The 23,245-nt window shown below is 66.8% G+C and carries 25 protein-coding genes and 5 pseudogenes; 13 read left to right on the forward strand and 17 right to left on the reverse strand.

What is annotated here, in order from left to right; all coding sequences use genetic code 11:
• Positions 1 to 15: 15 nt before the first annotated feature.
• Positions 16 to 1,401 carry a cation:dicarboxylate symporter family transporter gene (locus KXD97_RS31625; RefSeq protein WP_260754916.1) on the reverse strand — a complete coding sequence of 462 codons (1,386 nt, stop codon included), beginning with the start codon at positions 1,399 to 1,401 and terminating at the stop codon, positions 16 to 18.
• A gap of 105 nt (positions 1,402 to 1,506) precedes the next feature.
• On the opposite strand from KXD97_RS31625, the gene KXD97_RS31630 reads away from it, so the two are divergent.
• Complete coding sequence (locus KXD97_RS31630; RefSeq protein WP_260754917.1) at positions 1,507 to 3,084, forward strand: ATP-binding protein; 1,578 nt, start codon at positions 1,507 to 1,509, stop codon at positions 3,082 to 3,084.
• Positions 3,081 to 3,770, forward strand: a complete 690-nt coding sequence (locus KXD97_RS31635) for a response regulator (RefSeq protein ID WP_260754918.1) — start codon at positions 3,081 to 3,083, stop codon at positions 3,768 to 3,770. The genes KXD97_RS31630 and KXD97_RS31635 overlap by 4 nt, the downstream gene beginning before the upstream one ends.
• Before the next feature lie 15 nt (positions 3,771 to 3,785).
• Here the strand turns inward: KXD97_RS31635 and KXD97_RS31640 are convergent, their stop codons facing one another.
• The 4 genes from KXD97_RS31640 to KXD97_RS31655 all read right to left on the reverse strand — a co-directional run bounded on the left by KXD97_RS31640 (position 3,786) and on the right by KXD97_RS31655 (position 6,437).
• Positions 3,786 to 4,856 carry a hypothetical protein gene (locus KXD97_RS31640; RefSeq protein ID WP_260754919.1) on the reverse strand — a complete coding sequence of 357 codons (1,071 nt, stop codon included), beginning with the start codon at positions 4,854 to 4,856 and terminating at the stop codon, positions 3,786 to 3,788.
• A 469-nt stretch (positions 4,857 to 5,325) separates the two neighbouring features.
• Complete coding sequence (locus KXD97_RS31645) at positions 5,326 to 5,733, reverse strand: STAS domain-containing protein (RefSeq protein WP_260754920.1); 408 nt, start codon at positions 5,731 to 5,733, stop codon at positions 5,326 to 5,328.
• Positions 5,734 to 5,759: 26 nt separating this feature from the next.
• Positions 5,760 to 5,999, reverse strand: a complete 240-nt coding sequence (locus KXD97_RS31650; RefSeq protein WP_260754921.1) for a CsbD family protein — start codon at positions 5,997 to 5,999, stop codon at positions 5,760 to 5,762.
• A gap of 66 nt (positions 6,000 to 6,065) precedes the next feature.
• Complete coding sequence (locus KXD97_RS31655; protein WP_260754922.1) at positions 6,066 to 6,437, reverse strand: STAS domain-containing protein; 372 nt, start codon at positions 6,435 to 6,437, stop codon at positions 6,066 to 6,068.
• 264 nt (positions 6,438 to 6,701) lie between these two features.
• Here KXD97_RS31655 and KXD97_RS31660 point away from each other — a divergent pair, with 264 nt between their 5' ends.
• The 4 genes and pseudogenes from KXD97_RS31660 to KXD97_RS31675 all read left to right on the forward strand — a co-directional run bounded on the left by KXD97_RS31660 (position 6,702) and on the right by KXD97_RS31675 (position 9,163).
• The gene (locus KXD97_RS31660) at positions 6,702 to 6,980 is read left to right on the forward strand and encodes a hypothetical protein (RefSeq protein WP_396884632.1); all 279 of its coding nucleotides are present in this window, start codon (positions 6,702 to 6,704) and stop codon (positions 6,978 to 6,980) included.
• Between the two features lie 139 nt (positions 6,981 to 7,119).
• The gene (locus tag KXD97_RS31665) at positions 7,120 to 7,407 is read left to right on the forward strand and encodes a hypothetical protein (protein ID WP_260754923.1); all 288 of its coding nucleotides are present in this window, start codon (positions 7,120 to 7,122) and stop codon (positions 7,405 to 7,407) included.
• A gap of 91 nt (positions 7,408 to 7,498) precedes the next feature.
• Positions 7,499 to 8,829 (forward strand): annotated as a pseudogene (locus tag KXD97_RS31670) (MFS transporter).
• Positions 8,830 to 8,914: 85 nt separating this feature from the next.
• Entirely contained in the window at positions 8,915 to 9,163 is a 249-nt protein-coding gene (locus KXD97_RS31675) for a hypothetical protein (protein ID WP_231750823.1), read from the forward strand.
• Here KXD97_RS31675 and KXD97_RS31680 read toward each other — a convergent pair.
• Both KXD97_RS31680 and KXD97_RS31685 read right to left on the reverse strand, forming a co-directional pair.
• Positions 9,146 to 9,910, reverse strand: a complete 765-nt coding sequence (locus KXD97_RS31680) for a TMEM165/GDT1 family protein (protein ID WP_260754924.1) — start codon at positions 9,908 to 9,910, stop codon at positions 9,146 to 9,148. The two genes, KXD97_RS31675 and KXD97_RS31680, sit on opposite strands and share 18 nt — an antisense overlap.
• Positions 9,911 to 10,237: 327 nt before the next feature.
• A complete protein-coding gene (locus KXD97_RS31685; protein ID WP_260754925.1) occupies positions 10,238 to 11,584 on the reverse strand; it encodes an acetamidase/formamidase family protein in 1,347 nt (448 codons plus the stop codon).
• A 114-nt stretch (positions 11,585 to 11,698) separates the two neighbouring features.
• On the opposite strand from KXD97_RS31685, the gene KXD97_RS31690 reads away from it, so the two are divergent.
• Together KXD97_RS31690 and KXD97_RS31695 are read left to right on the forward strand one after the other, a co-directional pair.
• Positions 11,699 to 12,103: a hypothetical protein gene (locus KXD97_RS31690; RefSeq protein ID WP_260754926.1), complete on the forward strand. Its 405-nt coding sequence runs from the start codon at positions 11,699 to 11,701 to the stop codon at positions 12,101 to 12,103.
• A gap of 72 nt (positions 12,104 to 12,175) precedes the next feature.
• Positions 12,176 to 12,325: a hypothetical protein gene (locus KXD97_RS31695; RefSeq protein WP_260754927.1), complete on the forward strand. Its 150-nt coding sequence runs from the start codon at positions 12,176 to 12,178 to the stop codon at positions 12,323 to 12,325.
• On the opposite strand, the gene KXD97_RS31700 is transcribed toward KXD97_RS31695, so the two are convergent.
• Both KXD97_RS31700 and KXD97_RS31705 read right to left on the reverse strand, forming a co-directional pair.
• On the reverse strand, positions 12,304 to 13,608 hold the full coding sequence (locus KXD97_RS31700) for a ClC family H(+)/Cl(-) exchange transporter (protein ID WP_260754928.1): 1,305 nt from the start codon (positions 13,606 to 13,608) through the stop codon (positions 12,304 to 12,306). The genes KXD97_RS31695 and KXD97_RS31700 overlap by 22 nt on opposite strands.
• Before the next feature lie 145 nt (positions 13,609 to 13,753).
• Positions 13,754 to 14,065 carry a GNAT family N-acetyltransferase gene (locus KXD97_RS31705; RefSeq protein ID WP_260754929.1) on the reverse strand — a complete coding sequence of 104 codons (312 nt, stop codon included), beginning with the start codon at positions 14,063 to 14,065 and terminating at the stop codon, positions 13,754 to 13,756.
• A gap of 143 nt (positions 14,066 to 14,208) precedes the next feature.
• On the opposite strand from KXD97_RS31705, the gene KXD97_RS31710 reads away from it, so the two are divergent.
• On the forward strand, positions 14,209 to 15,570 hold the full coding sequence (locus KXD97_RS31710) for a wax ester/triacylglycerol synthase domain-containing protein (RefSeq protein WP_260754930.1): 1,362 nt from the start codon (positions 14,209 to 14,211) through the stop codon (positions 15,568 to 15,570).
• A gap of 7 nt (positions 15,571 to 15,577) precedes the next feature.
• Here KXD97_RS31710 and KXD97_RS31715 read toward each other — a convergent pair whose 3' ends face one another.
• The gene (locus KXD97_RS31715) at positions 15,578 to 17,266 is read right to left on the reverse strand and encodes a hypothetical protein (RefSeq protein WP_260754931.1); all 1,689 of its coding nucleotides are present in this window, start codon (positions 17,264 to 17,266) and stop codon (positions 15,578 to 15,580) included.
• A gap of 301 nt (positions 17,267 to 17,567) precedes the next feature.
• Between KXD97_RS31715 and KXD97_RS31720 the strand changes: the two genes are divergently transcribed.
• Positions 17,568 to 17,912, forward strand: coding sequence for an aldo/keto reductase (locus KXD97_RS31720; RefSeq protein ID WP_260754932.1), 345 nt, complete (start codon positions 17,568 to 17,570; stop codon positions 17,910 to 17,912).
• Positions 17,828 to 18,406, forward strand: coding sequence for an aldo/keto reductase (locus tag KXD97_RS31725; RefSeq protein WP_260754933.1), 579 nt, complete (start codon positions 17,828 to 17,830; stop codon positions 18,404 to 18,406). The genes KXD97_RS31720 and KXD97_RS31725 overlap by 85 nt, the downstream gene beginning before the upstream one ends.
• A 94-nt stretch (positions 18,407 to 18,500) precedes the next feature.
• Here the strand turns inward: KXD97_RS31725 and KXD97_RS33430 are convergent, their stop codons facing one another.
• The 4 genes and pseudogenes from KXD97_RS33430 to KXD97_RS31740 form a co-directional block, all read right to left on the reverse strand.
• Positions 18,501 to 18,605, reverse strand: coding sequence for a GreA/GreB family elongation factor (locus tag KXD97_RS33430; RefSeq protein ID WP_396885559.1), 105 nt, complete (start codon positions 18,603 to 18,605; stop codon positions 18,501 to 18,503).
• A 14-nt stretch (positions 18,606 to 18,619) separates the two neighbouring features.
• Complete coding sequence (locus tag KXD97_RS31730) at positions 18,620 to 18,988, reverse strand: hypothetical protein (RefSeq protein ID WP_260754934.1); 369 nt, start codon at positions 18,986 to 18,988, stop codon at positions 18,620 to 18,622.
• A gap of 755 nt (positions 18,989 to 19,743) precedes the next feature.
• Positions 19,744 to 20,261: pseudogene (locus KXD97_RS31735) on the reverse strand (HdeD family acid-resistance protein); the annotation flags it as partial.
• Positions 20,262 to 20,567: 306 nt separating this feature from the next.
• On the reverse strand, positions 20,568 to 20,891 hold the full coding sequence (locus tag KXD97_RS31740) for a hypothetical protein (RefSeq protein WP_260754935.1): 324 nt from the start codon (positions 20,889 to 20,891) through the stop codon (positions 20,568 to 20,570).
• A 290-nt stretch (positions 20,892 to 21,181) separates the two neighbouring features.
• Between KXD97_RS31740 and KXD97_RS31745 the strand changes: the two are divergent.
• Positions 21,182 to 21,613 (forward strand): annotated as a pseudogene (locus KXD97_RS31745) (transcriptional regulator).
• A gap of 322 nt (positions 21,614 to 21,935) precedes the next feature.
• Here the strand turns inward: KXD97_RS31745 and KXD97_RS31750 are convergent.
• A pseudogene (locus tag KXD97_RS31750) lies at positions 21,936 to 22,246 on the reverse strand (IS3 family transposase); the annotation flags it as partial.
• A 135-nt stretch (positions 22,247 to 22,381) separates the two neighbouring features.
• On the opposite strand from KXD97_RS31750, the gene KXD97_RS31755 reads away from it, so the two are divergent.
• Positions 22,382 to 22,819, forward strand: a complete 438-nt coding sequence (locus KXD97_RS31755) for a hypothetical protein (protein ID WP_260754936.1) — start codon at positions 22,382 to 22,384, stop codon at positions 22,817 to 22,819.
• Positions 22,820 to 22,864: 45 nt separating this feature from the next.
• On the opposite strand, the gene KXD97_RS31760 is transcribed toward KXD97_RS31755, so the two are convergent.
• Positions 22,865 to 23,002 (reverse strand): hypothetical protein, encoded by a 138-nt coding sequence (locus tag KXD97_RS31760; protein ID WP_260754937.1) that lies wholly within the window; start codon positions 23,000 to 23,002, stop codon positions 22,865 to 22,867.
• A 49-nt stretch (positions 23,003 to 23,051) separates the two neighbouring features.
• A pseudogene (locus KXD97_RS33230) lies at positions 23,052 to 23,135 on the reverse strand (hypothetical protein); the annotation flags it as partial.
• Between the last annotated feature and the right edge of the window lie 110 nt (positions 23,136 to 23,245).

A 23,245-nucleotide genomic window follows, 5' to 3' on the forward strand; every position in this document is an offset into this window, starting at 1 on the left:
TTTCCTACCCGTGACCTACACCGTCGCAGGGACTCTCTCCTGCGGCGGCTCCGCGACACGGGAGCCGTGATCGGAATCCAGCATCGTCAGCTCGTCGAACGGATCCTCGCCTGCCAATACCGAATTCACCTTGCCCTTGTCGATCGTGTGCGTCCACGAACCGACCAGCAGGGTGGCGACCGCGTTGCCGGAGAAGTTGGTCAGCGCCCGCGCCTCGGACATGAACCGGTCGATGCCGACGATGAGCCCGACACCGTCGAGCAGGTCCGGCCGGTGCGCCTGCAGGCCACCGGCCAGCGTGGCCAGCCCGGCGCCGGTCACCCCGGCCGCCCCCTTGGACGCGACGATCATGAAGACCAGCAGCCCGATCTGCTCCGGCAGAGACAGCGGGTCGCCCAGCGCCCCGGCGATGAACAGCGACGCCATCGTCAGGTAGATCGCGGTGCCATCCAAGTTGAACGAATAGCCGGTCGGCACAACCACACCCACGGTCGAGCGGTCCACACCGAGGTGTTCCATCTTGGCGATCAGGCGCGGCAGCGCGGACTCCGACGACGACGTCGACACGATCAGCAGGTACTCGCGGGCCAGGTAGCGGACCAGCTTGAAGATCGACACCCCGGACACCACCCGCAGCAGTGCCCCGAGCACACCGAACACGAAGATCGCGCAGGTCAGATAGAAGCCGAGCATCAACGCCATCAACTGCCCGACGGCCGCCCAGCCGGTCTGACCGACCACGTTCGCGATGGCGCCGAACGCGCCGATCGGCGCCAGCCACAGGATCATCACCAGCACCTTGAATACGAGCTTCTGCAGGTGCTCGATGCCGCGCAGGATCGGCTCACCGGCCGACCCCAGGCCCTGCAGCGCGAAGCCCACCAGCAGCGCGACGAACAACGCCTGCAGCACGCTGCCCTCGGTCAGCGACGAGAACATCGACGTCGGGATGATGCCCTGAACGAAGTCCATCAGCCCACCGGCCTCATGGGCCTTGTCGGCCAGCTCGGCGCCCTTGCCCACGGTGGTGTCGGTGACATGCAATCCGCTGCCGGGGTGCAGCAGGTTGCCGACCACCAGGCCGATCGCCAGTGCGAACGTCGACATCGCCAGGAAGTAGACGAACGCCAGGCCGCCGACCTTGCCGACGGTGGCCGCCTTGCGGACCGACCCGATTCCCAGCACGATCGTGCAGAAGATGACCGGCGCGATCATCATCTTGATCAGCGCCACGAACATGGTGCCCAGGACGCCGACGCTCTTGCCGACGTCGGGGGCCAGGATGCCGACCCCGACACCGGCGAGGACCGCGACGATCACGGCGATGTAGAGCCAGTGCGTGCGGTCTCGTCTGGGTCGGGGGGTGTCGGGTGGGGTCGGCCGGTCCATCGTGGTCGTCATCGCACTGTCCTCCGGGGTCGCTGTGTGCAAAAGGTCTGCAAGGATGCTCTGCGAGGACGTGAGCCAGGTCACGTTTTAGTTCATTACGTTCACGGGAGGCAGGCGATGGGACGGATCCGGCCGCCATCCCGACCCCCGTGGCCGCGGTCGTTGGCGGGCCAGGCCATCGCGTTGCAGATCCTGGTCATCGCGGTGATCGTGCTGGCCGGCAGCGCACTGGCCGCGCTGGACGCCCGCCGCGACGGCGACGCCGCGGCGCAGGAGCAGGTGGTCGGGATCGCGACCGCACTGGCCGACTCACCGTCGACGGCCGAGGCCATCGAGTCCGGGCGGGCCACCGAGATGCTGCAACCGGTCACCGAGCTGGTGCGCAGACAGACCGACATCGCGTTCATCACGATCATGGCGCCCGATCGCACCCGCTTCACCCACACCGATCCGTCCCAGATCGGCGGCGCCTATCTGGGCACCATCGAACCCGCACTGCAGGGCGAGACGTTCACCGAGGTGTACACCGGCACGCTGGGTTCGTCCATCCGTGCGGTGGCCCCGGTCTACGACGGCGACGGCCGCGTCATCGGCCTGGTCGCCGCAGGCATCCTGCAGCAGAGCCTCGCCGAGCGCTGGCAGTCGCAGCTGCCCGTCATCGCGGCCGTCAGCCTTGCCGCGCTTGCGGTTTCACTGCTGGGCGTGTGGGGCATCCGCCGGCGGCTGCTGCGCCAGACGCACGGACTGCGCCCCGACGAACTGCGCGTCATGTACGACCACCACGACGCGATCCTGCACTCGGTGTCCGAGGGACTGATCGTGCTCGACCGCTCCGGCGTGGCGGTGGTCAACGACGAGGCGCGCCGACTGCTGTCGTTGCCGGCCGGGGAGGTCGCCGCCGACGACCTGCCCGAGTTCCTGCGCACCTACAACCCCGGCGCCCGCGATGAGGTTCACGTGACCGACGACCGCGTGCTGGTGGTCAATCGGTCGCGGGTGCGGTCCGATGCCGGTTCGTCGGAAGTGGTCACCATCCGTGACCGCACCGAGTTGCAGGGCGCGCTGGGCGAACTCAACTCGCTGAAGGTGCTGACCGACTCGCTGCGGTCTCAGGCCCACGAGGCGGCCAACAAACTGCACACCGTCGTCACCATGGTGGAGATGGAACGCACCGAGGAAGCCGTCCGGTTCGCCACCGCCGAACTCGAGCTGTCCCAGCAACTCGTCGACAGGCTCTCGGATGCGGTCGGCGAGCCGGCCCTGGTGGCGCTGTTGCTGGGCAAGACAGCCCAGGCCGACGAACGCGGTATCGAGTTGACCGTGACCGAGGATTCCGAATTGCCTTCGGACACCGAAGATCTGCTCTTGACAGGCCAGGAGATGGTGACCGTGGCGGGCAACCTCATCGACAACGCGATGGATGCCTGCGATCCGGACGACCCTTGGGTGGAGGTCACCGTGCAGCAGAACGACGAACGGCTGCTGATCCGGGTGGCCGACAGCGGGGAGGGCATGGACGCCGGCACCTTCGAGAAGGCGATGCAGAGGGGTTACTCGACGAAGTCCGGTGACGACGACGGCAGGCACGGGCTGGGGCTGGCGTTGGTGGCCCAGGTGGTCAAACGCCACGGCGGGCAGCTCACCGCGGATGTGACCTACGGTTCGGTGGTGACGGTGACGGTGAATCGCCCGTGATCACGGTGTTGATCGTCGAGGACGAACCGTTGATCGCCGAGGCGCACCGGACTTATCTGCTGCGGCTGCAGGGGTTTTCGGTGGCGGCAGTGGCGCACACGGCGCGCGATGCGATGCGGGCGGCCTCCGAGGCGGCAGCGTCGGACGCCCCGATCGACCTGGTGCTGCTCGACATCGGGCTGCCGGACGCCAACGGGATCGCGCTCGCGTCGGCGCTGGCCGGCCTGCGGCCGGCGCCGGACATCATCACGATTACCTCAGAGCGCGATCTGGAGATGGTGCGCGCCGCGGTCGGTCACGGCGCGCTGGCGTACCTGTTGAAGCCGTTCACCTTCGCCGCGTTCCGCGAACGACTCGAGAGGTACCGGCGCTACCGCGAAGCGCTGCCTGCCGGTACCGATGCCGCCAGCCAGGCCGAGGTCGACCGGGCGCTGGCCGAGCTACGGGTCAACCCGGACCGGTCGGTGGCACCGAAAGGGGCGGCAGCGGGCACGAACGACGAGATCGCCCGTGCCGTACGCGATTCCACCCACGGTGTGACCGCCGATGAGGTGGCCAGGCAGGTGGGGGTGTCGCGGGTGACGGCCTGGCGTTACCTCGAGCGGCTCACCGACGAGGGAACGGTCAGCCGCCACACCGACTATGGAAAGGCCGGGCGACCGAAAACCCGCTATCAGTGGCGGTGAACTCGAGTGACGCCGTCAGGCGGGGGCTGCCTGCAGCCGGCGCGGGGCGCCCACCGCGATCTGATCGGTCGCCAGGAACTGCGAGTACAGCGTCTCGATCGAGGACTCGACCGAGTACACGCTCACCGCGCCGGAGTAGTCGGCGACGTAGAGGCGCGAACTGTCGGCGCCCTGAGCGACGCACGACGGCCTGGCGTCGACCGTCAGCGCGTCGACGACGTCGAGGCTGAGCGTGCACAGCACCGCGACACGGTCGTAATCCACGATGTATGCGCGGGTCTGGTCGGCGCTCATCGACAACTGCGTGGGGGCACCACCCACGGTCACCCGATCGGTGATCCGCATCGCGCCCAGATCGAGGATGTGGACGGCGCCGCCGACCACTCGGTCCGAGGTGAGCACGTAGACCGCTCCCCCGGCGTAGGCGATGTCGCGGATCGGTGCGCCGACAGGCACCACCCGATGCACCTGCGAGGTTTCGGTGTCGACGACGATCACGCGGCTGCCGACCGCGTCGGTGACGGCGACGTACAGCCGCTTGCCGTTCGGGTCGGCGCAGAGCGCGTCCACGTTGGCGGCCGGACCGGATCCGATGCCGATGGTGCCGACCCGCTCAGCGGTGACGTCGATGACCGCGACGTCGATGCGGTCCTGCGCACCGCGACCGGCATAAACCCGCTTACCGCCGGAACCGGCCGTCAGCGCGGTGACCCCGAAGGCCACCGGGTAGGTAGCGACGACGGCGCGGCTGTCCAGGTCGATCACCTTGACCGCGTCGAAGCTGCCGGAGGTGACGCCGACGAAGGCCCGGTCGTCGGACACGGCCACCGCGGTCGGCTCACCGTCGACCGCGACGGTGGCGACCACGTTGAGGGTGGTGTTGTCGATCAGCGACACGCTGGCGTCGGCGGCATTGGCCACGACGACAATGCCCTGAGCCGCGGCGATGTCGCCGATGGGGCCCAGGTTCGGCGTGAGGCGGTGCTCCAGCACCACATCGCCTTTCGCTGTCCCGTCGGTCCCGCGTGTCCCTGCCGCCGCCGACGGCGCATCTGTCACATTCGACTCGGTTTTACCCTTGGACATCAAGCGCCTCATCAGCACCGAAAAGTTTGCCATGTGTTGTGGTACCTCCGCCGGCACGACGTCTGCCAAGCTCTAGATTCCGTGTCAAGGCGCCCGAACGGGCGCCGCCTGAGTCGAGTGTAGCGACGGAAATTCGGTATCGACCCCGACGAATTCGCGCTTCGTCACAGGGAGCGCCGAAGCTCTCAGGGCTCGCTTAAGAAACGTTGCGTTATGAATTCGTTACTTCGAAACAGCAAAGCCGAAACCGCAGCTGAACAGTGCCTGAACGGAGGCAGCAAGCCCACCGGGAAAATCGGCACAAAACATGTTCGTAACAATTTCTTAGCTTTGCCCCGGAAAGTGAGCGCGAGATCACAGCGGCACATCGCAGCAAAACCACAATGTGGATAACGGCTGTGGAGAACTCCGCACCTGGGCGGCAGCACGCGTCTGCGAAGGCTGCGCCGTCGTGTTCGCTGGAAAAGCGTCAGGCAGGTTTGGCGGCGCGCACCGACGGGATCGTTGTTGCCGGGATCAGACCCTCGGGATCACAGAGTTCGAGCACGCGTGCCACTGCCGGCCCGGCGACGACGCACCAGGTCACTTCTTCGCGAGCCAGATGGGCGCTGATGGCGTACAGCGCCGAGGCGCCGTCGAAGGCCATGAAATTCACGTCGGTGAGATCGAGCACCACGGCAGCGCTGCCGGCGCTGACTTCGCGCACGGTGTGGGCGAAGTGTTTGGCGTTGGCCGCGTCCACTTCGCCGCACACCGCTACCGTGGCCTTTCTGTCGGCCCCCACGCCCTCCTCACGCCAGGTGAAGGTCAGCGACGTCGACGCGATTGCGAAGCTCCGACTGTCGGCTGACCTGCTGCGGATGGAGGTAGCGGTCATCGCAGGACAATCTACCTGCGTGACGGTTACGACTGTTCGGCTTTTTGCCGCTCCTCGTTGGCCTTGGCGGCCGCGCGGGCACTCTCGGCCTCGGCTTCCTTCTGTGCGGCCTCGCGCTGTGCGTCGGCCTTGTCCTGCTGGGCCTGGCCCTCGCGTTGCAGGTCATCCCGGCCCGTGACGACGCCGACGACCTCTTTGGCCTTGCCCTTGACGCCTTCGACGACGCCCTTGACGGCTTCTTCCGGACCAGAATTGTGATCGCTCACCAGACACTCCTTTTTTTCTGCGGGGCTACCGCTGGGCGAAGCGTCTGTTCCCCAGGCGCCAAAATGTCAAACCTGCCGGTCAGCACGACAGACAGGCGACCTAGCTTTGACGTGCGCCACGGCGACGTCGAGCGTCGAGAAGAGATCGACGTAGTCGGCCACCCCGGTGATCTGGAGCGGGCGACTGGTGGCCGGTCCGTCGGCGACGACGGCGAACTCGACCGAACCGTCGACCTGCTTGCGCGTGACCATCAGGACCTGCATGCCCGCCGACCCCAGAAAGTCCACGTCGGTCAGGTCGACGATCAGGCCCGACGGCCTGCGCGCCAGCGCCGCGGCGATCACCGCCTGCAGTTGCGGCGCGGTGAGCATGTCGACAGCGCCGACCGCGGCGACCACCGCGATATCGTCGACCTGCTGTTCGCTGAATTGCTGCACGTCCTCAAGCCTCGTCTCATAAATGCGGCCGAAGAGCGGTCGCAGATGATCTCGGGAGGCTGCAGTCTGAACCCGGAGCGGTGTCTTACGTATGACAACCTCACACAGGTTAGCGAAGTCATCCGCAGAACGAACAATTGCGGCGATCAGCGCCTACCGTCCGTCGGCGCCCGCGCCATCACCGGCTGAACTTCCCGATCCCCCGCGGGACGCACTGGCCGCCGTTAGCGTGACCCTGCACAGGGACCTACGCGGGGAGCCAGCATGCGCGCCACACCGTCACGTCACACCGAAGGCGATCGAGCCACCTCCGGCCGATGTCGGCTCGCCACACTCGTACTGACCGCGCTGGCAACCCTTCTCGGGGTGGGCCTGCTGACCCCGGGGACGGCGGCGGCGCAGGACCCCAACTACGTCATCGCCACCGACACCACCTTCGCGCCCGTCGAATTCCAGGACGCCGGTGGCCAACTCGTGGGCATCGACAGGGATCTGACCCGCGAGCATCCACGGCTGCGGGACTTCCTGTCCAAGGTGCTCTAGGCAGCGGTACGCCGAAACTGCCCGGGATCTCCATGGAATCTCCATCCGGACTCCAAGCGTTGCACGGCACGCGTCGCGACGATGGTGTCACTCGATGTCCTGGCCACGCCGGTGACGCCCTCACACAAGGAGTTGCACGATGACGAAGTTACTTGCCGCGGCCCTGCTGCCGCTCGGTGCCGCGTTGACCCTGGCCGCGCCGGCCCAGGCCGACACCGCGACCTCGACGATCAACCAGCTGCGGTCCCAGGGCTATGACGTGCGGGTCAGCCGCGTCGGCAGCGCCCCGCTCGACCAGTGCACGGTGATCAGCGTGCGCAGCCTGCCGATCGCCAACCAGCAGTTCCCGGTCGACGACGACGACGTCAACGTGTTCACGGTTACGCCCAAGCAGAAGGTGAATGTGACGCTGGACTGCGCCGGCTGATCCGAGCCCGGCGGGCGCTACACACGGTGCCCGTCTAGGTTTGGATCCCGTGTCTTCGGCGCCCCCGTCCCGATCGTCGTTCCCCCGCGGCATGGCGCTGCTCGTGGCCGGTGCCATGTTCATGGAGATCCTGGACGCGACGATCATCGCGACCGCCATCCCGGCCATCGCGGCGAGCTTCGACGTGGCCCCCGTCGATGTCAACATCGCCGTTTCGGCCTACCTGCTGACCGTCGCGGTCCTGATCCCGGCCACCGGGTGGGCGGCCGACCGATTCGGCATCCGGGCCGTGTTCCTCTGCGCGATCGTCATTTTCACGCTGGCCTCGGCGGGATGCGCGCTGAGCGTCTCGCTGCCGATGCTCGTGGCGATGCGGGTCCTGCAGGGGTCGGCGGCGCGATGATGGTCCCTGTCGGCCGGCTGGCGGTGTTGCGTTACAGCGAAAAGACCGATCTGGTGCGCGCGATCGCACTGCTGACCTGGCCGGCGCTGACCGCGCCGGTGGTCGCACCCGCACTCGGCGGGGCGATCGCGACCTACGGGTCCTGGCGTTGGATCTTCCTGATCAACATCCCGATCGGGATCGTCGGATTCTTGTTGGCGCTCAAGCTGATCCGCGGCGGCCCGACAGCAGAGGTACGGCCGTTCGACTGGCGGGGGCTGCTGTTTCTCGGCACGGGCATCGCGGCGGCGCTGCTGGCCCTGGAGCATGTCCGGGTCAGCGGCACCGACTGGGTGCTGGTCGGAGTCGGCGGCACGGTCGCGGTCGTTCTGCTGGCCGCCGCGCTCTGGCACCTGCGCCGCTCGCCGGCGCCGCTGATGCGGCTGTCCGTGCTGCGGGTGCGGACGTTGCGCATCACGGTATCGGGCGGCTCGCTGTATCGCCTGGTGATCACCGCGGTGCCGTTCCTGCTGCCGCTGCTGTTCCAGCTGGAGTTCGGCTGGTCGGCGTTCACCGCGGGATTGATGGTGGCCGCGCTGTTCGTCGGCAACCTGACGATCAAGCCGATCACCACGCCGTTGATGCGCCGGTTCGGCATCAAGCGTGTGCTGCTGGTCAACGGTCTGGTCTCGGTGGCGTGGTTCGCGGTGCTGGCGGCGTTGCGACCGGACACCCCCGTCGTGGTGATCGCGGTCGCCCTGTATGTCAGCGGCGCGCTGCGGTCGATCGGGTTCACCGCATACAACAGCCTGGCGTTCGCCGATGTCGACGGCGACGAGCTCACTCACGCGAACACGCTCAACGCCACGGTGCAGGAAGTGGCGGCCGGCCTCGGCATCGCGGTGGCCGCGCTGCTCCTGACGGTGCTGGCGTCGTTCTCGTGGGCTTTCGTCGCGCTTGGCGCGCTACTTGCGCTCACCCTCGTCGAGACGCTGCGGTTGCCGGCCGATGCGGGCGCCCATGTCAGCGGCACGCGTTGAGACGCCGCCAACGGAGACGGCTCAGCGCAGTTCTTCGCGCGCGCCTCCCGCAAAAGTCTCGACCATCACTTTAGCCTTGGGGGCCGTGACCACACTGCTCGAGCCGTCGCTGGCGGAACTGGATTTCGACCCCGAGATCCTGTGCACCTGCCGCAAGTTCTGCGGCCCGCTCGCCCACCCGGCGCAATGGTGGGTCACGCTGTCGTGCGGATGCCCCTACCCGATGTGCCGTCGCGCGCTGCGGATCGCCAACATCCGGCTCAAGGTGCGCCCGCTGACCTGCCGACACTGCGAGACCGACCAGATCGCAATCCGGTCAGTCGTGCCGATCTGAGGTTGCCGAACCCGCGCCGACATCGGACTCCTCCCCGGCCTCGGCCGGGGAGGGCAACCGCGCCGGCGACGTCCTTAACACCGCAGGCCGGAGCCGCTCGGGCAATGCCCACAGGGTCGCACCGAAGGCCGCCACGAGCGCCACGGCGAGGGCCGCGATGGCGACCGTCGACAGCGACGGCCACAGATTCTCCAGCAGCATGGAGAAGCCGAACACCAGGAACAGCGCCGCCGCGGTGACCTGGATGAACCGCTCAGGAAGGTGCTTGCCGGCCACCGCGCCGACCGCGATGGCCAGGCCGTCGGCGGCGACCATGCCCAGGGTCGACCCGATCCACACGCCGAGCCAGTCACGGTCGGCCGCCAGCGTCACGGTCGCCAGCATCGTCTTGTCACCGAGTTCGGCGAGTACGAAGGCCGAGGTGACCACGAAGAACGCAGGTGCGGTGGCCTTGTCCGCGCGTGAGGTCTCGTCGTCGGACAGGCTGTCGCCGCGCAGCGTCCACAAGCCGAAGAACACGAACATCGCGCCGGCGATGAGTCCCAGCAGGTGCGTCGGCAGCGCGGCGCCCAGGTAGTGGCCGATCGCGACCGAGAGCACGTGCACGACGGCGGTGGCGACGGTGATGGCGGACAACACCACCCACCACCGGTACCGCAAGGCGAACATCATCGCCACCAGTTGGGTCTTGTCCCCCAACTCGGCGACGAAGATGACGGCGAAGCTCAACAGCGCAGCGGCGAGCACCACAACTCCTCGGAGTTCGAGGTCTGCCGCTCGGAGAAAAAACGCCTCCGGCCGGCAGACCGAACGGTCTGTACGGCCGAAGGTCTCGCCCACCGGCCGTACAGACCGGTCCGGACAACCGGGCCGCGCAGCACGTCGCGCAGCCAGTATGTCGATTGCCGATTTGGGGGCTACTCCCCTTCGCTTCTGCCACCGTACACAGCCCACCACATACCTCGCAACCCGTGGCAGTCGAAACATGCTCTCGCACAATAAGTTTGGGTTACCCAGCGCGAAAGTTTGGGCACCCTCACTTCAATGGAGAGGGTTCCCGATTCACCAGCCGGCTCAGGCCTGCGTGAAGTGAGACTTGTAGACCTGTCCGTGCACTCCGACGGTCCGATCGACCACCTGTGATACCGAAAAGTCAGCTGCGGCAGAGAGGTACGCGTAAGCCGTGGCACGGTCCATGCCCTGGTCGGTCTGCAGGAAGTCGAGGGCGTTGACCACCGCCCGCCGCATCGCGACGTCGAGGTCACTGCCCTGGCCGCCCACCGAACCGTCCGGATCCGACAGACCGATGGGAACCCACGCGTCAGCGGTCTCGCCGAACGGGTACCGGTAGGCCACCGACGGGGCGTCACCGGAGCCGGGCTTGCACACCGACAGCCGGTAGGTGCCGCGCAGCGAACCCTCCATCGCCGTCAACGCGACCTCCCCGTCCCCCATCGCCATGTGCGGGTCCCCGACGTAGAACAACGCCCCTTCGGCGAACACCGGCAGGTAGAACGTGGCGCCTTCCCCGAGCAGACGGATATCGATGTTGCCGCCGCCGACCGTCGGCGGAATGGAATTGGCCGACGCCGCGGTCGGGTCGGTGTCCTGCGAGTACGCCACTCCCATCATTCCCATGAAGGGACGCAACGGGAAACGCACCCGGGACGCGCCGTAGCTCATGACCCCGTGTCCGTCTTCGACAGCGGTGAACGTGGAGACGTTGCCGTAGCGCTGCGGATCCGGGCTCGGCCTGCCGTCGGTGTCCACCGGCGGCATCACCTCGGCGAGGGTGATACCGGCCGGCGCACCCTGGTCGGCGGTGCGTGCGAGTGCTCCCTTGCCGTGACGGCTCGACACCACGCCGTAGGGAACGCGCGGAACAGCTTCCAATATCTCGATTTTCAGCACGTCGCCGGGCTCTGCGCCCTCGACGAACACCGGACCGGTGACCACGTGCGGCCCGTCCTTGTCGAAGTTGCGCGGGGTGCGGCTGTAGTCGGCGGCGATCGCGATCGCGTCCTGCAGCACCTCCGAATCGGCGACACCCCGGGCACCGAAGTACTCCACGGGATCGCGGCCCTGGTCTTCGAGGATGCCCTCGTGGCTGACCGCGTCGATGGTGACCGTCTGCCCCGAGGTCATCTGCAGCACCGGCGAGGCGTGCACGGTCGGTACGTACCCCCACAGCACCTGGTCCGGGACCGATGGCAGATAGTGGTCGCCGGTCGGCTCCCCCTGCCCAGGCTGCAGAACGGTGAAGCTCTCATCGGTCGACGAGGTGGCCGACGAGCCCGTCGAACAGGCCGCCACCCCGGCGACACCCGCCCCGGCTCCGACGGCGGCGACGGCGCGCAGAAAGTCCCGCCTTCCGAGCCCGTCCCACAGAATTTCGGCGGCGTAGCGTGCGATCTCAGTCATGTCAGGAACGTTCCCGCGGGGTATTTCCGGCCCGCAACGGCCGTGATACATCCTTTTTGCCAGCTTCGCGCGCTTTACTGGAGTGCCCATGGCCCGACGTCCCGGAGGACAGACATGCCGCCAGCCGACCGCCGTCCGTCGTCACCGTGGCTGCGCGCGGCGCGTGTTTTCGCCGTGCTCACCCTCGGCGTGGTCGTCATGATGTTCGTGACCGCCGGTGAAATCGTCCAGTATCACCGGTTCGAGGACTTGCACGGCGCCGGGGCCATCGCGCTGCACGTCACCTCGGGTGGGCTGCTGGTGGGCCTGACGGGTCTGGCCCTCGACCGCAAGACGGGATGGTGGGCCGCCGTCCTGGCCGGGGCGTTGTTCGTGTTCACGTTCGTGCAGGCTGCGATCGGCGAGGCAACGACGCTGGCCCTGCACGTGCCGGGCGCGCTGGCGGTCACCGCGGCCACGGTCTGGCTCACAGCATGGGTCTTCTACGCTGCCGACGCGACCGGCACCGCGCGCGGCTAGCTGGCTGCCCGCATCCCAGCGCCGCGGACGCACCGGGTTTGCGCCCGGGCCGATCGGGACAACCCGTGCATCATGGAACCCGACAGCGCCGCCAACCCGAAGGACGCCACCGAGGTCACCGAAGAGCAGCGTGACCTGCAGGACAAGCTGAACCACCAGGATGACGATCCGGACGCGCCCGCGCGCGGCCAGACCTACCGTCAGATTCCGGACGAGAACTGACCCGGTTTCATCCGCTCACGCAGGTCGTCATAGATCGGACGGGACCCCACCATCTTCGCGACGGTCACCGCCGCGGCGGTCGCGACCATCATGGGCACCGCCGCCGACGTCGTCGCCGTCATCTCCATCACGATCACCAGCCCGGTCAGCGGCGCACGTACGGTCGCACCGAAGAACGCCGCCATTCCGGAGAGCACCAGCGGGACCGCGAGATGCGTTGTGTCCTCGGGCCATACCGCGTCGAAGCAACCGAAAAACAGCGTTCCCCACAGCGCGCCCACCGCGAGCAGCGGCGCGAACAGCCCGCCGGGCACCGCTGCCGAGTAGCACACCGGGCCGGTCAGGAACCGGGCCAGAAGCAGCCCGGCGACCGCGAGCAGGACGAGGTCATGCCCGTCGAGCAGCATCTGGGTCAGCGTGTCGCCGTCGCCCACGGTCAACGGCGCCGACCACAGCAGCAGCCCGACCGCGGCGCCGATAGCCGCGGCCGTCGCCGGGGCCGGCATCCGACGGACGGCGCCGAGATGGTCCAGCGCCCACAGCACCGCCCGGTTGTACACCGCTGCGAGCAGTCCCGTCCCGACGCCGAACACGAGAAAGACCGGAAGCCAAGCGATGTCGGGCGCATCGAGCGGTTCGACCTGGAAGTCGGGGCCGTCCCCCAACACCGTCTGGGACGCCCCGACCGCCGCGGCCGCCGCGAGGACCGAGGCCAGCACGATCTGCGGCCGCCACGATTTGGTCACCTCTTCGAGGGCGAACAGCACACCGGCGATCGGCGCGGTGAACGCGACCGCCAGGCCGGCGCCGCTCAACGCCACCTGCATCGTGCGGGCCTCGTCGTCGGGCAGCCGGGTCCGCCGCGCCGCCTCGGCGCCGATCGCCGCCCCCATGTGGACGGTGGGGCCCTCGCGGCCGAGGACGAGTCCCGAACCGATGGCCAGCACACCGCCGACGAAGCGCGCGAGGACGACCTGCAGGCGCGGCGCGGGCGCCCGACCGAGGAAAACCGCCTCGACGTGCGGGATCCCGCTGCCGATCGCCATCGGTTCCCAGCGCACGATCAGCGCGGCCAGGGCGGCGCAGGCGGCCACCGCGGACACCGGTACGAGCCAGCCCGGTCCGGGAAGCTGCTGCGCCCACTCGAGAAGATCCGACCGGACGGCTTCGGCGGTCTGCAGGCACCAGCGGAACGCCCCGCCGACGAGCCCGACGATCAGACCGCCGATGACCGCTACGGCGCCCAGAATGGCGATGCGGGTGGGCGACGCGTCTGGATGCACCGGTCGAGACCCCTTTCTCCGAGCTGGCCCGGTCCTCCATCCTCGCGCGCAGAATCGGGTGGAGCACGCATTTCCCCGACCGAGGAGGCGACAAGGTTCTCGATCGACCGCACCGACCGGCCCCAAACCATGTTCGGGTAGCTGGTCACCCGCGATCGGTCAGGGCGGCGTACTCCGGGTGCCGGTCGATGTATTCGGCCACCATCCAGCAGGTCGGCACGATGCGCAGCCCCTCGGACTTGGTGACCCGCAGCGCCTCCGCGACGAGAATCGTTGCCAGACCCCGGCCTTGGAACTGCGGCAGCACCTCGGTGTGCGGGAAGACCCGTCGGCCGTCACGGTCGTGGTAGTCGGCGAGCCCCACTGTGCGACCCTCCACCTCGATCACGAAGCGTCCTGGTTCGCGGGTGACGGTGGTCGGGGCCCCGGTACGGTCGGGCGGCGTTTCGACACTCATCACCCCACGATAGGTCCGGTGCCGATCTCCCCTGTGCGGCAGGGGACCTCAGTCGCCTCCCGTAGAGCACAAAGACCCCGATCCGCGCTACACCGCTGTGGCGGGGCCGCATTGCGTTCTACCGTGATCAACGGGAGCACATCATGAGCGAATTCATGCGAAGCAGCGACGCATTCACCTGGTCGATGGAGAGCGATCCGCGACTGAGGTCGACGGTGGTGACCGTGCTGATGCTGGACCGGGTGCCGGACTGGGCGGAGGTCCGCGACCGCGTCGAACGGCTCAGCCACGACCTGCCGATGCTGCGGCAGACCGTCGTCGAGTCGCCGCCCCCGGCGCCGCCGCGATGGCAGGACTGCGCCGACTTCGATCTGGATTTCCATATGCGCAGAGTGGCCGCGCCGGCCGACGGATCGTTCGCTGACGTGCTGGAACTCGCCCGCCTGGCGCAGATGGAGGACTTCGACCGGGCCCGTCCGCTGTGGAAGATCACCCTGATCGAAGGACTGCCCGACGGCGAGGCCGCCGTGCTGTGCGTTTTCCATCACGCACTGTCCGACGGCGTGGGCGGGGTGCAGATCGCGATGGCCCTGTTCGGCCTCTCCCCCGAACCCTCGTCGGCGGACGCCGAGTCGCCGCCTCCTCCGCGCCGATCCCCGCTCGACGACTACCGGGATGCCGCACGGTACGGCCTCGGGGTCGTCGGAAGCGCGGTGATCGGTGTGCTGGCCGCGGCGCCGAGGCTGATCGTCGACGGTGTGCGCAGCCCGCTGCGGACGGTGGCCTCGGCAGCGGGGCTGGCGACGTCGGTGTACCGGACCGTACGGCCGGTCAACGCCACCGGATCACCGCTGATGACACGGCGCAGCCTGATCCGCAGGCTCGACGTGCTCGAGGTGCCGAAAGCCGCGCTGCGCGACGCCGCGCACCGGGGCGGAGGCGCGCTCAACGACGCGTTCGTCGCCGGGGTGGCCGGCGGGTTACGGCGCTACCACGAGAAGCACGACGTCGGTGTGGGGTCGCTGCACCTGACGATGCCGATCAGCCTCCGCACCGAGCGTGACGCCCCTGGCGGGAACCGGATCACGTTGATGCGGTTCGACATTCCGGCTGATGTGGCCGACCCGGCGGAACGGATCCGGCAGATCCACGAGCGCACCGAGCGGGTCCGTCACGAGAAGTCGCTGCCACACACGCAACTGATCGCCGGTTTCCTGAACCGGGTGCCGCGGTGGTACATCGGCACCATCCTGCGGCACGTCGACTTCCTGGCCAGCGACGTGCCCGGGATACCGGTGCCCGTCCAACTCGGTGGGGCGAACGTGCGGGTGCAGTACGCGTTCGGGCCCACGATCGGCTCGGCGGTCAACGTCACCCTGCTGACCTACGTCGACACCTGCGCGATCGGCATCGATGTCGACAGCGGGGCGATCCCCGACATCGCGCTGTTCACCGAGTGCCTGCGAGCGGGTTTCGACGAGGTGCTGGCGCTGGCCGCCGACTGATATCGGATCATGCAGCGTCTCGGTGACCCGCCCGATGAGATCCTGAATCCCCTTTGCCCGCATGCCCTTTGGCATCGCTACCGCCTTTGGCGTCTCCACCGCCGTCATCGCCGGCGTGGTCTTGGGTCTCGGCGTCGTCTTGCGTGCCGGCGTGGTCTTGCTGGGTATCAGCTGAGCCTTCCGTATCGGCGCGGTCTTCGGCGCCGCCACCGCTCTCGGCGCCCAGGCCTCTGCCGCCGTCGACGTGACCCCTCTGCACGTCGTCGGCGCGCGGAGCCGGCACATTCACGTCGCCGTCACCTGGGATGGACTCCTCGGGACTCGACACCGCTTCCAGTCCCTGTGCCGACCTCCACGGCTGCGCATGGCGCGGCCACGGAGAATCGACCCCCGCACCGTCCCCCCTCTCCCCCGTGTAGATCTCGTCGGTGTCCGACGACCAGCCCTCGTCGGTCGCCGTCCCACGCGCGACCGTCGGCTCGGTCGTCGCATCCTCTGTGCCGGGCATACCGGTGCCGGGCCTACCCGGAATCAGCGTGCCGGGATTGGTCGATCCCGGGCGGGTTTCGTCCGCAGGGATCGGCACGAACAGTGCGCACAAACCGCACTGGGTCCCGCGCACGAAAGGATTGAACGCGGTGTTCAGCCCCCGGATGAAGTTGACGATCGTGTTCACGATCATCGTCACGGTGGGGAATCTGATCTGGCTGAAATCTGGTGTCTGGGTGAGCGAGTCGTAGAAGTTCTCGAACGGCGTGAAGATGTTGAGTTCCTGGGTCTGCCGCGACCACGGCTCGGTCACGCCGTTCGGATCCTTGATGTCGCACAACCCGTCCGCGCTGCAGGTGATCGGATTCTTCACCTGCGGGAAGGTGTAGCCGCCCGGCGAGACGAGTGCGACGATGTGGCGCAGGTCGAACATCGTCGACAGGATCTGATCGATACGCTCACAGGCCCCGAGGTTGGTGCCGGTGCACCCGACGTTCATCGGGAGTTGCGAAGCGGCCACCGCCGTAAGGATGTTGCCGAGCCCCACCGACAACGCGGGAAACGGCAGCAGTACGTTGACCAGCGATTGATAACGCGCGACGTCCGCCGCATCGCTGCCGAGCACATTGAAGGGGTGGTATACCCACCAGCTGCCGCCGTACTCGAGGTCGGCCGTCAGACCGACCACGCCGGTTTGGTTGAGGTCGATGCCGTTACGAGAATTGACGAAGCTGAACCCGCTGTTCGGCAGGTCTCCAAGATTCACGTCGCCCTGACCCAGGGCATTGAAGAAGTTGTAGGGGACGTTGGCCAGCGCGATGAACAGATTCGCCGGGATGTTGAAGATGCTCGTGGTCGCTTGGGCAGCGGCGCCGAGCATGGGGCCCTGCGCGGAGCCGGACGGATCGCAGAGCGCCACGGCGGTTTCGCCGCAGGAGTCTGTCGTGGTCGCGGCGGTGAGACGCACCTGCTCACCAGCAGCCCTCATTTGCGCTGTCGTCGGAGTGACCGGCGTGACTGTGATGACTCCGGCCCCCACCAGCGCCACGCTTGCGGTGACCAACGGGGCAAGAAAGGTCATGGCGCCCCCCTTCTGTGATCGACGATGACAGCCCAGAACATAACGAGCAATTTCCAAGATCACATCAATCCTGTTGAAATAGCGTGAAATTCCTCTCCAAGATCGGTGAAAGGTCCAGCTGAACATGTGTCTTTTTGTTTCTTATTTCAATGAATGCATTGCGTGGCAAGCGATCCAGGCGGCTCCCGGCCATCACTGCCACCGGTCAGTGGTATCGCAGCTGAAGTGAACTGTGGGAGTTCATCATCGACCGATGGCGCTTGGACCCGTAAAAACCACATGTGTGGCGCAGTTGTGCCCTGTGAGGTCGAAGTGCAGTGCGTGATGCCGCCTGCAGAATTGGGGCAGTCCGGCGGACCCGTGGCCTTCCCGCCAACAGGGGTGTCAGAAAGGCGATTGGAGGATGAACTCACCTCGCTCGGTATCGTTGCGCTCCGGCGAGAAGATCGTCGCCCTCGGTCAGGGCACCTGGCATTTTGCCGAAAGTCCGGGGTACCGGGCCGAGGAGATCACCGCGATCCGGCTTGGAATCGACTTGGGAATGACGGTGATCGACACCGCCGAGATGTACGGCAACGGCGCGGCGGAAGTCTTGGTCGGCGAGGCGATCGCGGGACGGCGCAATGAAGTATTTCTTGTCGACAAGGTACTACCGCACCACGCAACCCGATTGGGCACCGTGCGCGCGTGCGCTGCGCAAAGCCTCGGGGCAGGCTCGGCGTTGACTACATTGATCTTTACCTGCTGCACTGGCGCGGTAGCATCCCGCTGATCGAAACTATTGAAGGCTTCGCCGACTTGAAGCTCCACGGGATGATCCGCCACTGGGGCGTGAGCAATCTCGATATCGACGACATGATCGAATTGTCGGGCGTCCCAGGTGGTAATGAGGTCGAGACGAATCAGATTCTCTATAACCTGACCCGCCGCGGCCCGGAGTACGCGCTGATACCGTGGCTGTCCCAACATCGGATATTGACGATGGCCTATTCGCCAATCGAGCAAGGCCGGCTGCTCGCCAACCCGGCGCTGCGACCGATTGCGCAGCGGCACAACGCCACTCCGGCACAGATCGTGCTGGCGTGGGTGTTGCAGCACGACGGGGTCGCCGCTATCCCACGCGCCCGAACTCCCTCCCACGTCAGGCAAAACGCCGCCGCCCGAGACATCGAGCTGACCCGCAACGACCTGCGAGACCTCGACCGAGCGTTCCTCCACCTACCCGGCCGACCCCGCTTGAAGTTCTGTAAGACGGCCCGCGTGTGATGCACGCCTCCACTTGGGAAGTACAGGCGCGTGCAGCTCAGATCCACGGCGTCTTTCGGCTCTGGTGGGGCACTCCAATGCGCGCCAAGGCCCGTTAATCGGGATACCGGATGTCGACCAGCTCGACCTGCAGTGGTCCCTGCGGCGTCTCGTATGTCACGACGTCCCCTGGCTGATGGCCTGCCAGGGCGAGCCCCATCGGGCTGTCCGGCGTTAACGCGTGCTCGTCCACGACCGGCACCTCTCGGACGACGGCGACCACCCGCAGGCGGTCGAGCTCCCCATTCGATAGCGCACCGTCACCTCGGTCCCGTCCGGCAGCGCGCCGGGCACCTCAGACTCGGGTGGCCCACCGTGCAGATGCCAGTTGATTTCGGCTATCCGGTCGTCGATTGCGGCCAGCTGGTCGGCGAGAGCGATCTGGTTGGCCGCATCGGCGTCGATGAGGTCGCCGACCGTATCGCGGATGCTGTCGAGGTCGGCCGCCACGCGCTCGCGGCGCCGCTTCAGTTCTTCGAGCTCAGCCTCGAGAAGGGCGATCTCGTCCGGCGTCAGCGTCGCCGCTCGGCTGTGCTTACTCACGATCCCGCGCCGGCGTTCAACCCAGGGTGGCGGATGGTGTCGCGCCGCAGCTGACGATTGCTCTTGGGGTCACGCTCGGTCTTGTGCCGATCGATCTGAGTGATCAGGTCCCTCTTGGCTTCGGCGAGGGCCCGCATGAGACCCCGGTCCTGGCCAACAGCCACCAGCGGCGGGAAGCCCGGCAGAAACGCGCGCAGCGTTACGCTCTGCTCTTTACCGCCGCGCTCGCGCACTGACACCTCGACTTGGACTTCGCTCGGATCCCACCTGGCCAGGTGCGGACCCAGCGCGGACAGTTCGTCGAGCACCAGCTCACGTTCATCTTCCTTGAACCCGGCGCCCAGAAGAAGGGAGCGCTCATCGAGGCGGTCCCGCCGCGCGTTGTCGGTGCTACTCATGCCTATGAGCATTGGGCACAAAGGACGTGAACCGCTTCCCTCCTCAGGCCCGATCTCAGGGTGGATTGTGGGCCTGCGAGGACATGGCGCGAGGTCAGGACTTGGCCGGGCGCTTCTGCTTGACACGAGCGCCCACTCCCTGCGCGGCCGGGTCGACACGTCGACTGTCGACGGCGGTCGCCCGCTTCTCCATCGTCGACATCGTGTCTCCTGGGAACCCCGGTGCTCCAGCAGTTTTCGAGTACCGATGCAACGACAACAGGTGGGTCCAGTAGAGCTGATGACTGGAACCGAACCCGCGTATTCGCGCCATGTGGCCGTTGCCGTACGCACGTTCACCGGCACCTTGGCGCGGTCGCGGCGAGCATTGAACGCGGACACGATCTCGAACAGGCCGAGGGCAACGAGGAACGCGCCCGTCACCATGGCGAGAAGGACGATCGACGAGAACGGCAGCAGCAGCACGACGATGCCGGCCAGCACGGACACGATTCCGAACAAGATATCCCAGGCACGTCCAGACGTTTCGGTGCCGCTGATCGCCGCGACCGTCGTCGCGACCCCTCTGATGATGAAGCTGATACCGATGTAGATGCTGAACAGCAGAATCGAGAACGGTTCGCCGAAGTACCGAAAGGTCAGAACCGCGAGAATTACCGATACGGCGCCGCTGACGAACAGGAGTGCGCGACCACCACCCGATAGGTCCGCCGCCATCGCAATGAACAGCTGTCCAAGGCCGACGACAAGCAGTGACACACCGAACAGCGCCGCGGCGACGAGGACGGTCTTTCCCGGCCACACCAGCATCAGCACGCCGAGGATGATCGCCAGCACCCCAGACGCCAAAAACACTTTCCACACCTGTGCGGCACGAGTTTCGGGAAGGGTCGACGATCGGCGTTTTCCGGCTGGCCTACCGCAGAAGTCACAAGAAATCTCCCCTAGATCCGGGTCATTGAGTTCCAACAGGAGTCTGCTCGGCTGACGCGCGTCGACCGCGTGCGCCCGTCAGGACCAAAATCGCACGTGTCGCTGGTCCTCGCAGGATGACCGGGCATAAGGGTTCTGCGGCGCCCACGAAACGCCGGCCGGCGCAGCGTTGCGCCACGCCGTCACCTTCGATGGGGTACATACGGCGACGGGAATCGAACCCGCGTATTCAACTAGGGAAATACTCTCTACGCCCGAACGGTCAGCGATAGACGCCGGCAACGCCTGCGGGTCGCGTCCTGCACGGTGCGACGGAGGTCGCCATGCTCAGCGGTGGCGTCGAGCAGGCCGCAGAAGATCTCGCCATCAGCCAGTGGGTGCGGCAAATTCAGGAGCGCCATCGCCGCCGGCTGGAGACGGTCCCAGCGTTCGGGCGTCACCACCGTCGACGCCGAGGTGGTGATCGGAGCATAGAGGGCGCCACCTGCGCACGGCGAAGAAGGGATCGAATTCGGGTTTCCCCTGCGGGCGGCCAGAAGTGTTTTCAGCCAGGGGAATTCGGATGCATTCATTTCGGGCGCCGCCCATGGCCGGCGGATACACGCAGCTGAGCAACCCCATACCGCTTGCAGGACAGGGCGATAGCTCGTCGCCGGCACGGGTCCCCGAACGCGTGGAAGAGGGGTGGACGCATGCGGGACGCGTCACCGGAGCAAACGCCCAGTGGGTCGAGTGCTGCGCCAGCGGTTCAATTCAGTGCCGTCCGAACTCGCCAATAAGGTGGCGATTACCGGTCCAGTATCTATCCTGAATTGGCGGGCACAGCACGCCACCTTCGAAGGCTCTCACGGGGTGGGAGCGGATGATGACTACATTTGCAGAGCGATTGAACCGGACTGTTCGACACGGTTTATCCGCCAGGCCGGGGACCGCACACCTCAGCCGAAGTGGTGGCAGCGCTGAAGGCAGAGGGCTTCGACGATGTCAGCCCCCTTACCTGTCGCAGCTGAGATCGGGAAACCGGATCGAATCCGTCCCGGCGCGACAATGGCTGCGTTGGCAAACTTCTTTCGGATCAAACCCGAATTTTTTCACCGATGACGCCTACTACGCGAGGGCGCTCGATCTACAGGAGTTGACCCCAAGCTGGCCGGCCTGCGTGACGACGGGGTACGCCGTGTGGCGGCCGGCACGGGCGATTGGACTGTCGCCCCAGGCTGCAGCGCGATCTTGTGGAACAAGTCGACGAATTACGCGGCGCAGGGAGCACCTCGCCGACAGTCCATCGGCCTGATCGGCCCCTCCCAGAGCCACGCAGAAGGTCTGGACACAGCGGTGGGGCCGGGGGCCGGGGGTTCAGGCAACGAACGTTGCCGAATTGGCGGCATGTGGGCCGCGGGTGGGCTCGATGTCTCCGATCCCCTCATCGTCTTGGGTGGCGGAGGAGCCATCGCCAATGCCGACCCCGGAGGCAGCACGTCGGAAGTAGCCGGCTCTGGCAGCCGAAACAGCTCCTCCATTTCCGACCGTTTCCAGAGGCACGTCGCCCCCTGGATCGATGGCGACGTTCCGCAACCATTCTCGGAAGGAGCCAACACCCACCGAAGAAGGTGCGTCTATTCCAGCAAAAACGGAGTTTGAACCGTCCCGGGTTTCATGTACTCCTCAGGTTTCTGTGATCCGGCCGGTCTACCGGTCACGAGTTGGGAATAGTAGCGGGCTTCGGCTTCGGCCGGCGGAATGCGTCCGAGGCGGTGCATCAGGCGCTGCTGGTTGTACTCCAGGCGACGTAGTCGGCGGAGGATGGCCTCGACGTCGCCCACGGTGTTCTGTGCGGGCCGCGGCGAAACGGGGAATCCGCCCGGACACATTCGTTCTTGTACAGGCCGATGGTCGTCTCAGCCAGCGCGTTGTCGAAGGCTTGACCGGCTAACAGCGGGCTCAGGGAGCTGTGTTGGCGTGGCGGAGAGGTTCATTGTCGGGGTGGTGTGGTGAGCTTGCGGAGTTGTTCGTCGTGGCGTTTGACGCGTGCGGCGAGTGTTTCTTCGACGGCGGTGCGTAGGTGGGCGACGTCGGTGGCCAGGCCGGTGAGGGTGCGGGCGTCGGTTTGTCGGGTGCGGCGTTCGTCGACGATGGCGCGGAGCTGGCGGTCGCGGTAGAGGTGGTGGCGCGGCTGATCTGGGCGTGCTCGGCGACGGCGGTGAAGGTGATGGGCCGGCCGGCGCGGTGGCGAGGTTGGCGCAGACCCGTTCGACGCGCAGCAGGGCGTGTCTGTTCATGCGGATGCCGCTGCGGTGATGAGCGCGCCGAGTCGGGAGACGAGCTTGCGGTGGCGGTCGGCTTCGTTGATCCATCCCCGTGTTGCTGCGTCTACGGCCAGATCGTGGGCGTCGATGCGTTGGGCGGCAAGGAGAGCGAGGGGGGTGGCGTCGGGGTGAAAGCGGGGACAGGGTGCGAAGATGTGGTCATTCGGGCAGGAACCTTGCGCGGGTGCGCGTAGGCAGTAACCGCCGGCCAGGCGGGATTTGATGGCCGGGGTGTTCTTCTAGCCGGCGCCGGTGATATCGGTCAGCGGCAACCCGACTGCGGTGGTGGTGTAAGGTGCTGCTCCGATATGACCTTTGGCCAGGTCCAAGGCGCGTTCGTATTCGGTGCGTACGGTGTGGTCGAAGAGGGTGGGCATATCGCAGACTCATCTGGGAGGAGACGTGGCCCAGCAGTGCCATGAGGGCCTGCAGCGATACTCCAGCGTTGATCAGTGCAGTGGCATAGGTGTGTCGCAGTTGATGCGGTGTGATGTGTCCCCAGGCCAGCAGCTTGGGCCGCCCGGTTCAGTTCTTCGCGTATTGCGTTCTGGGACAGTCTTTTCCCGTGGTGAGTGAACAGGAAGTCGGCGGGGGCGCCGGTGCGGGGATGGATCATCGGT

It is taken from the genome of Mycobacterium sp. SMC-8, from assembly GCF_025263565.1.
GTDB lineage: Bacteria > Actinomycetota > Actinomycetes > Mycobacteriales > Mycobacteriaceae > Mycobacterium.

Bases quoted from the DNA above. Each gene is read 5' to 3' on its own strand.
- KXD97_RS31690 (WP_260754926.1), top strand. From the start codon at position 11,699: ATGCCGCCAGCCGACCGCCGTCCGTCGTCACCGTGGCTGCGCGCGGCG.
- KXD97_RS31660 (WP_396884632.1), top strand. From the start codon at position 6,702: ATGCGCGCCACACCGTCACGTCACACCGAAGGCGATCGAGCCACCTCC.
- KXD97_RS31630 (WP_260754917.1), top strand. From the start codon at position 1,507: ATGGGACGGATCCGGCCGCCATCCCGACCCCCGTGGCCGCGGTCGTTG.
- KXD97_RS31685 (WP_260754925.1), bottom strand. From the start codon at position 11,584: ATGACTGAGATCGCACGCTACGCCGCCGAAATTCTGTGGGACGGGCTC.
- KXD97_RS33430 (WP_396885559.1), bottom strand. From the start codon at position 18,605: ATGGGGCTCGCCCTGGCAGGCCATCAGCCAGGGGACGTCGTGACATAC.
- KXD97_RS31625 (WP_260754916.1), bottom strand. From the start codon at position 1,401: ATGACGACCACGATGGACCGGCCGACCCCACCCGACACCCCCCGACCC.
- KXD97_RS31645 (WP_260754920.1), bottom strand. From the start codon at position 5,733: ATGACCGCTACCTCCATCCGCAGCAGGTCAGCCGACAGTCGGAGCTTC.
- KXD97_RS31640 (WP_260754919.1), bottom strand. From the start codon at position 4,856: ATGTCCAAGGGTAAAACCGAGTCGAATGTGACAGATGCGCCGTCGGCG.
- KXD97_RS31715 (WP_260754931.1), bottom strand. From the start codon at position 17,266: ATGTTCAGCTGGACCTTTCACCGATCTTGGAGAGGAATTTCACGCTAT.
- KXD97_RS31695 (WP_260754927.1), top strand. From the start codon at position 12,176: ATGGAACCCGACAGCGCCGCCAACCCGAAGGACGCCACCGAGGTCACC.
- KXD97_RS31760 (WP_260754937.1), bottom strand. From the start codon at position 23,002: ATGCCCACCCTCTTCGACCACACCGTACGCACCGAATACGAACGCGCC.
- KXD97_RS31665 (WP_260754923.1), top strand. From the start codon at position 7,120: ATGACGAAGTTACTTGCCGCGGCCCTGCTGCCGCTCGGTGCCGCGTTG.
- KXD97_RS31740 (WP_260754935.1), bottom strand. From the start codon at position 20,891: ATGAATGCATCCGAATTCCCCTGGCTGAAAACACTTCTGGCCGCCCGC.
- KXD97_RS31710 (WP_260754930.1), top strand. From the start codon at position 14,209: ATGAGCGAATTCATGCGAAGCAGCGACGCATTCACCTGGTCGATGGAG.
- KXD97_RS31705 (WP_260754929.1), bottom strand. From the start codon at position 14,065: ATGAGTGTCGAAACGCCGCCCGACCGTACCGGGGCCCCGACCACCGTC.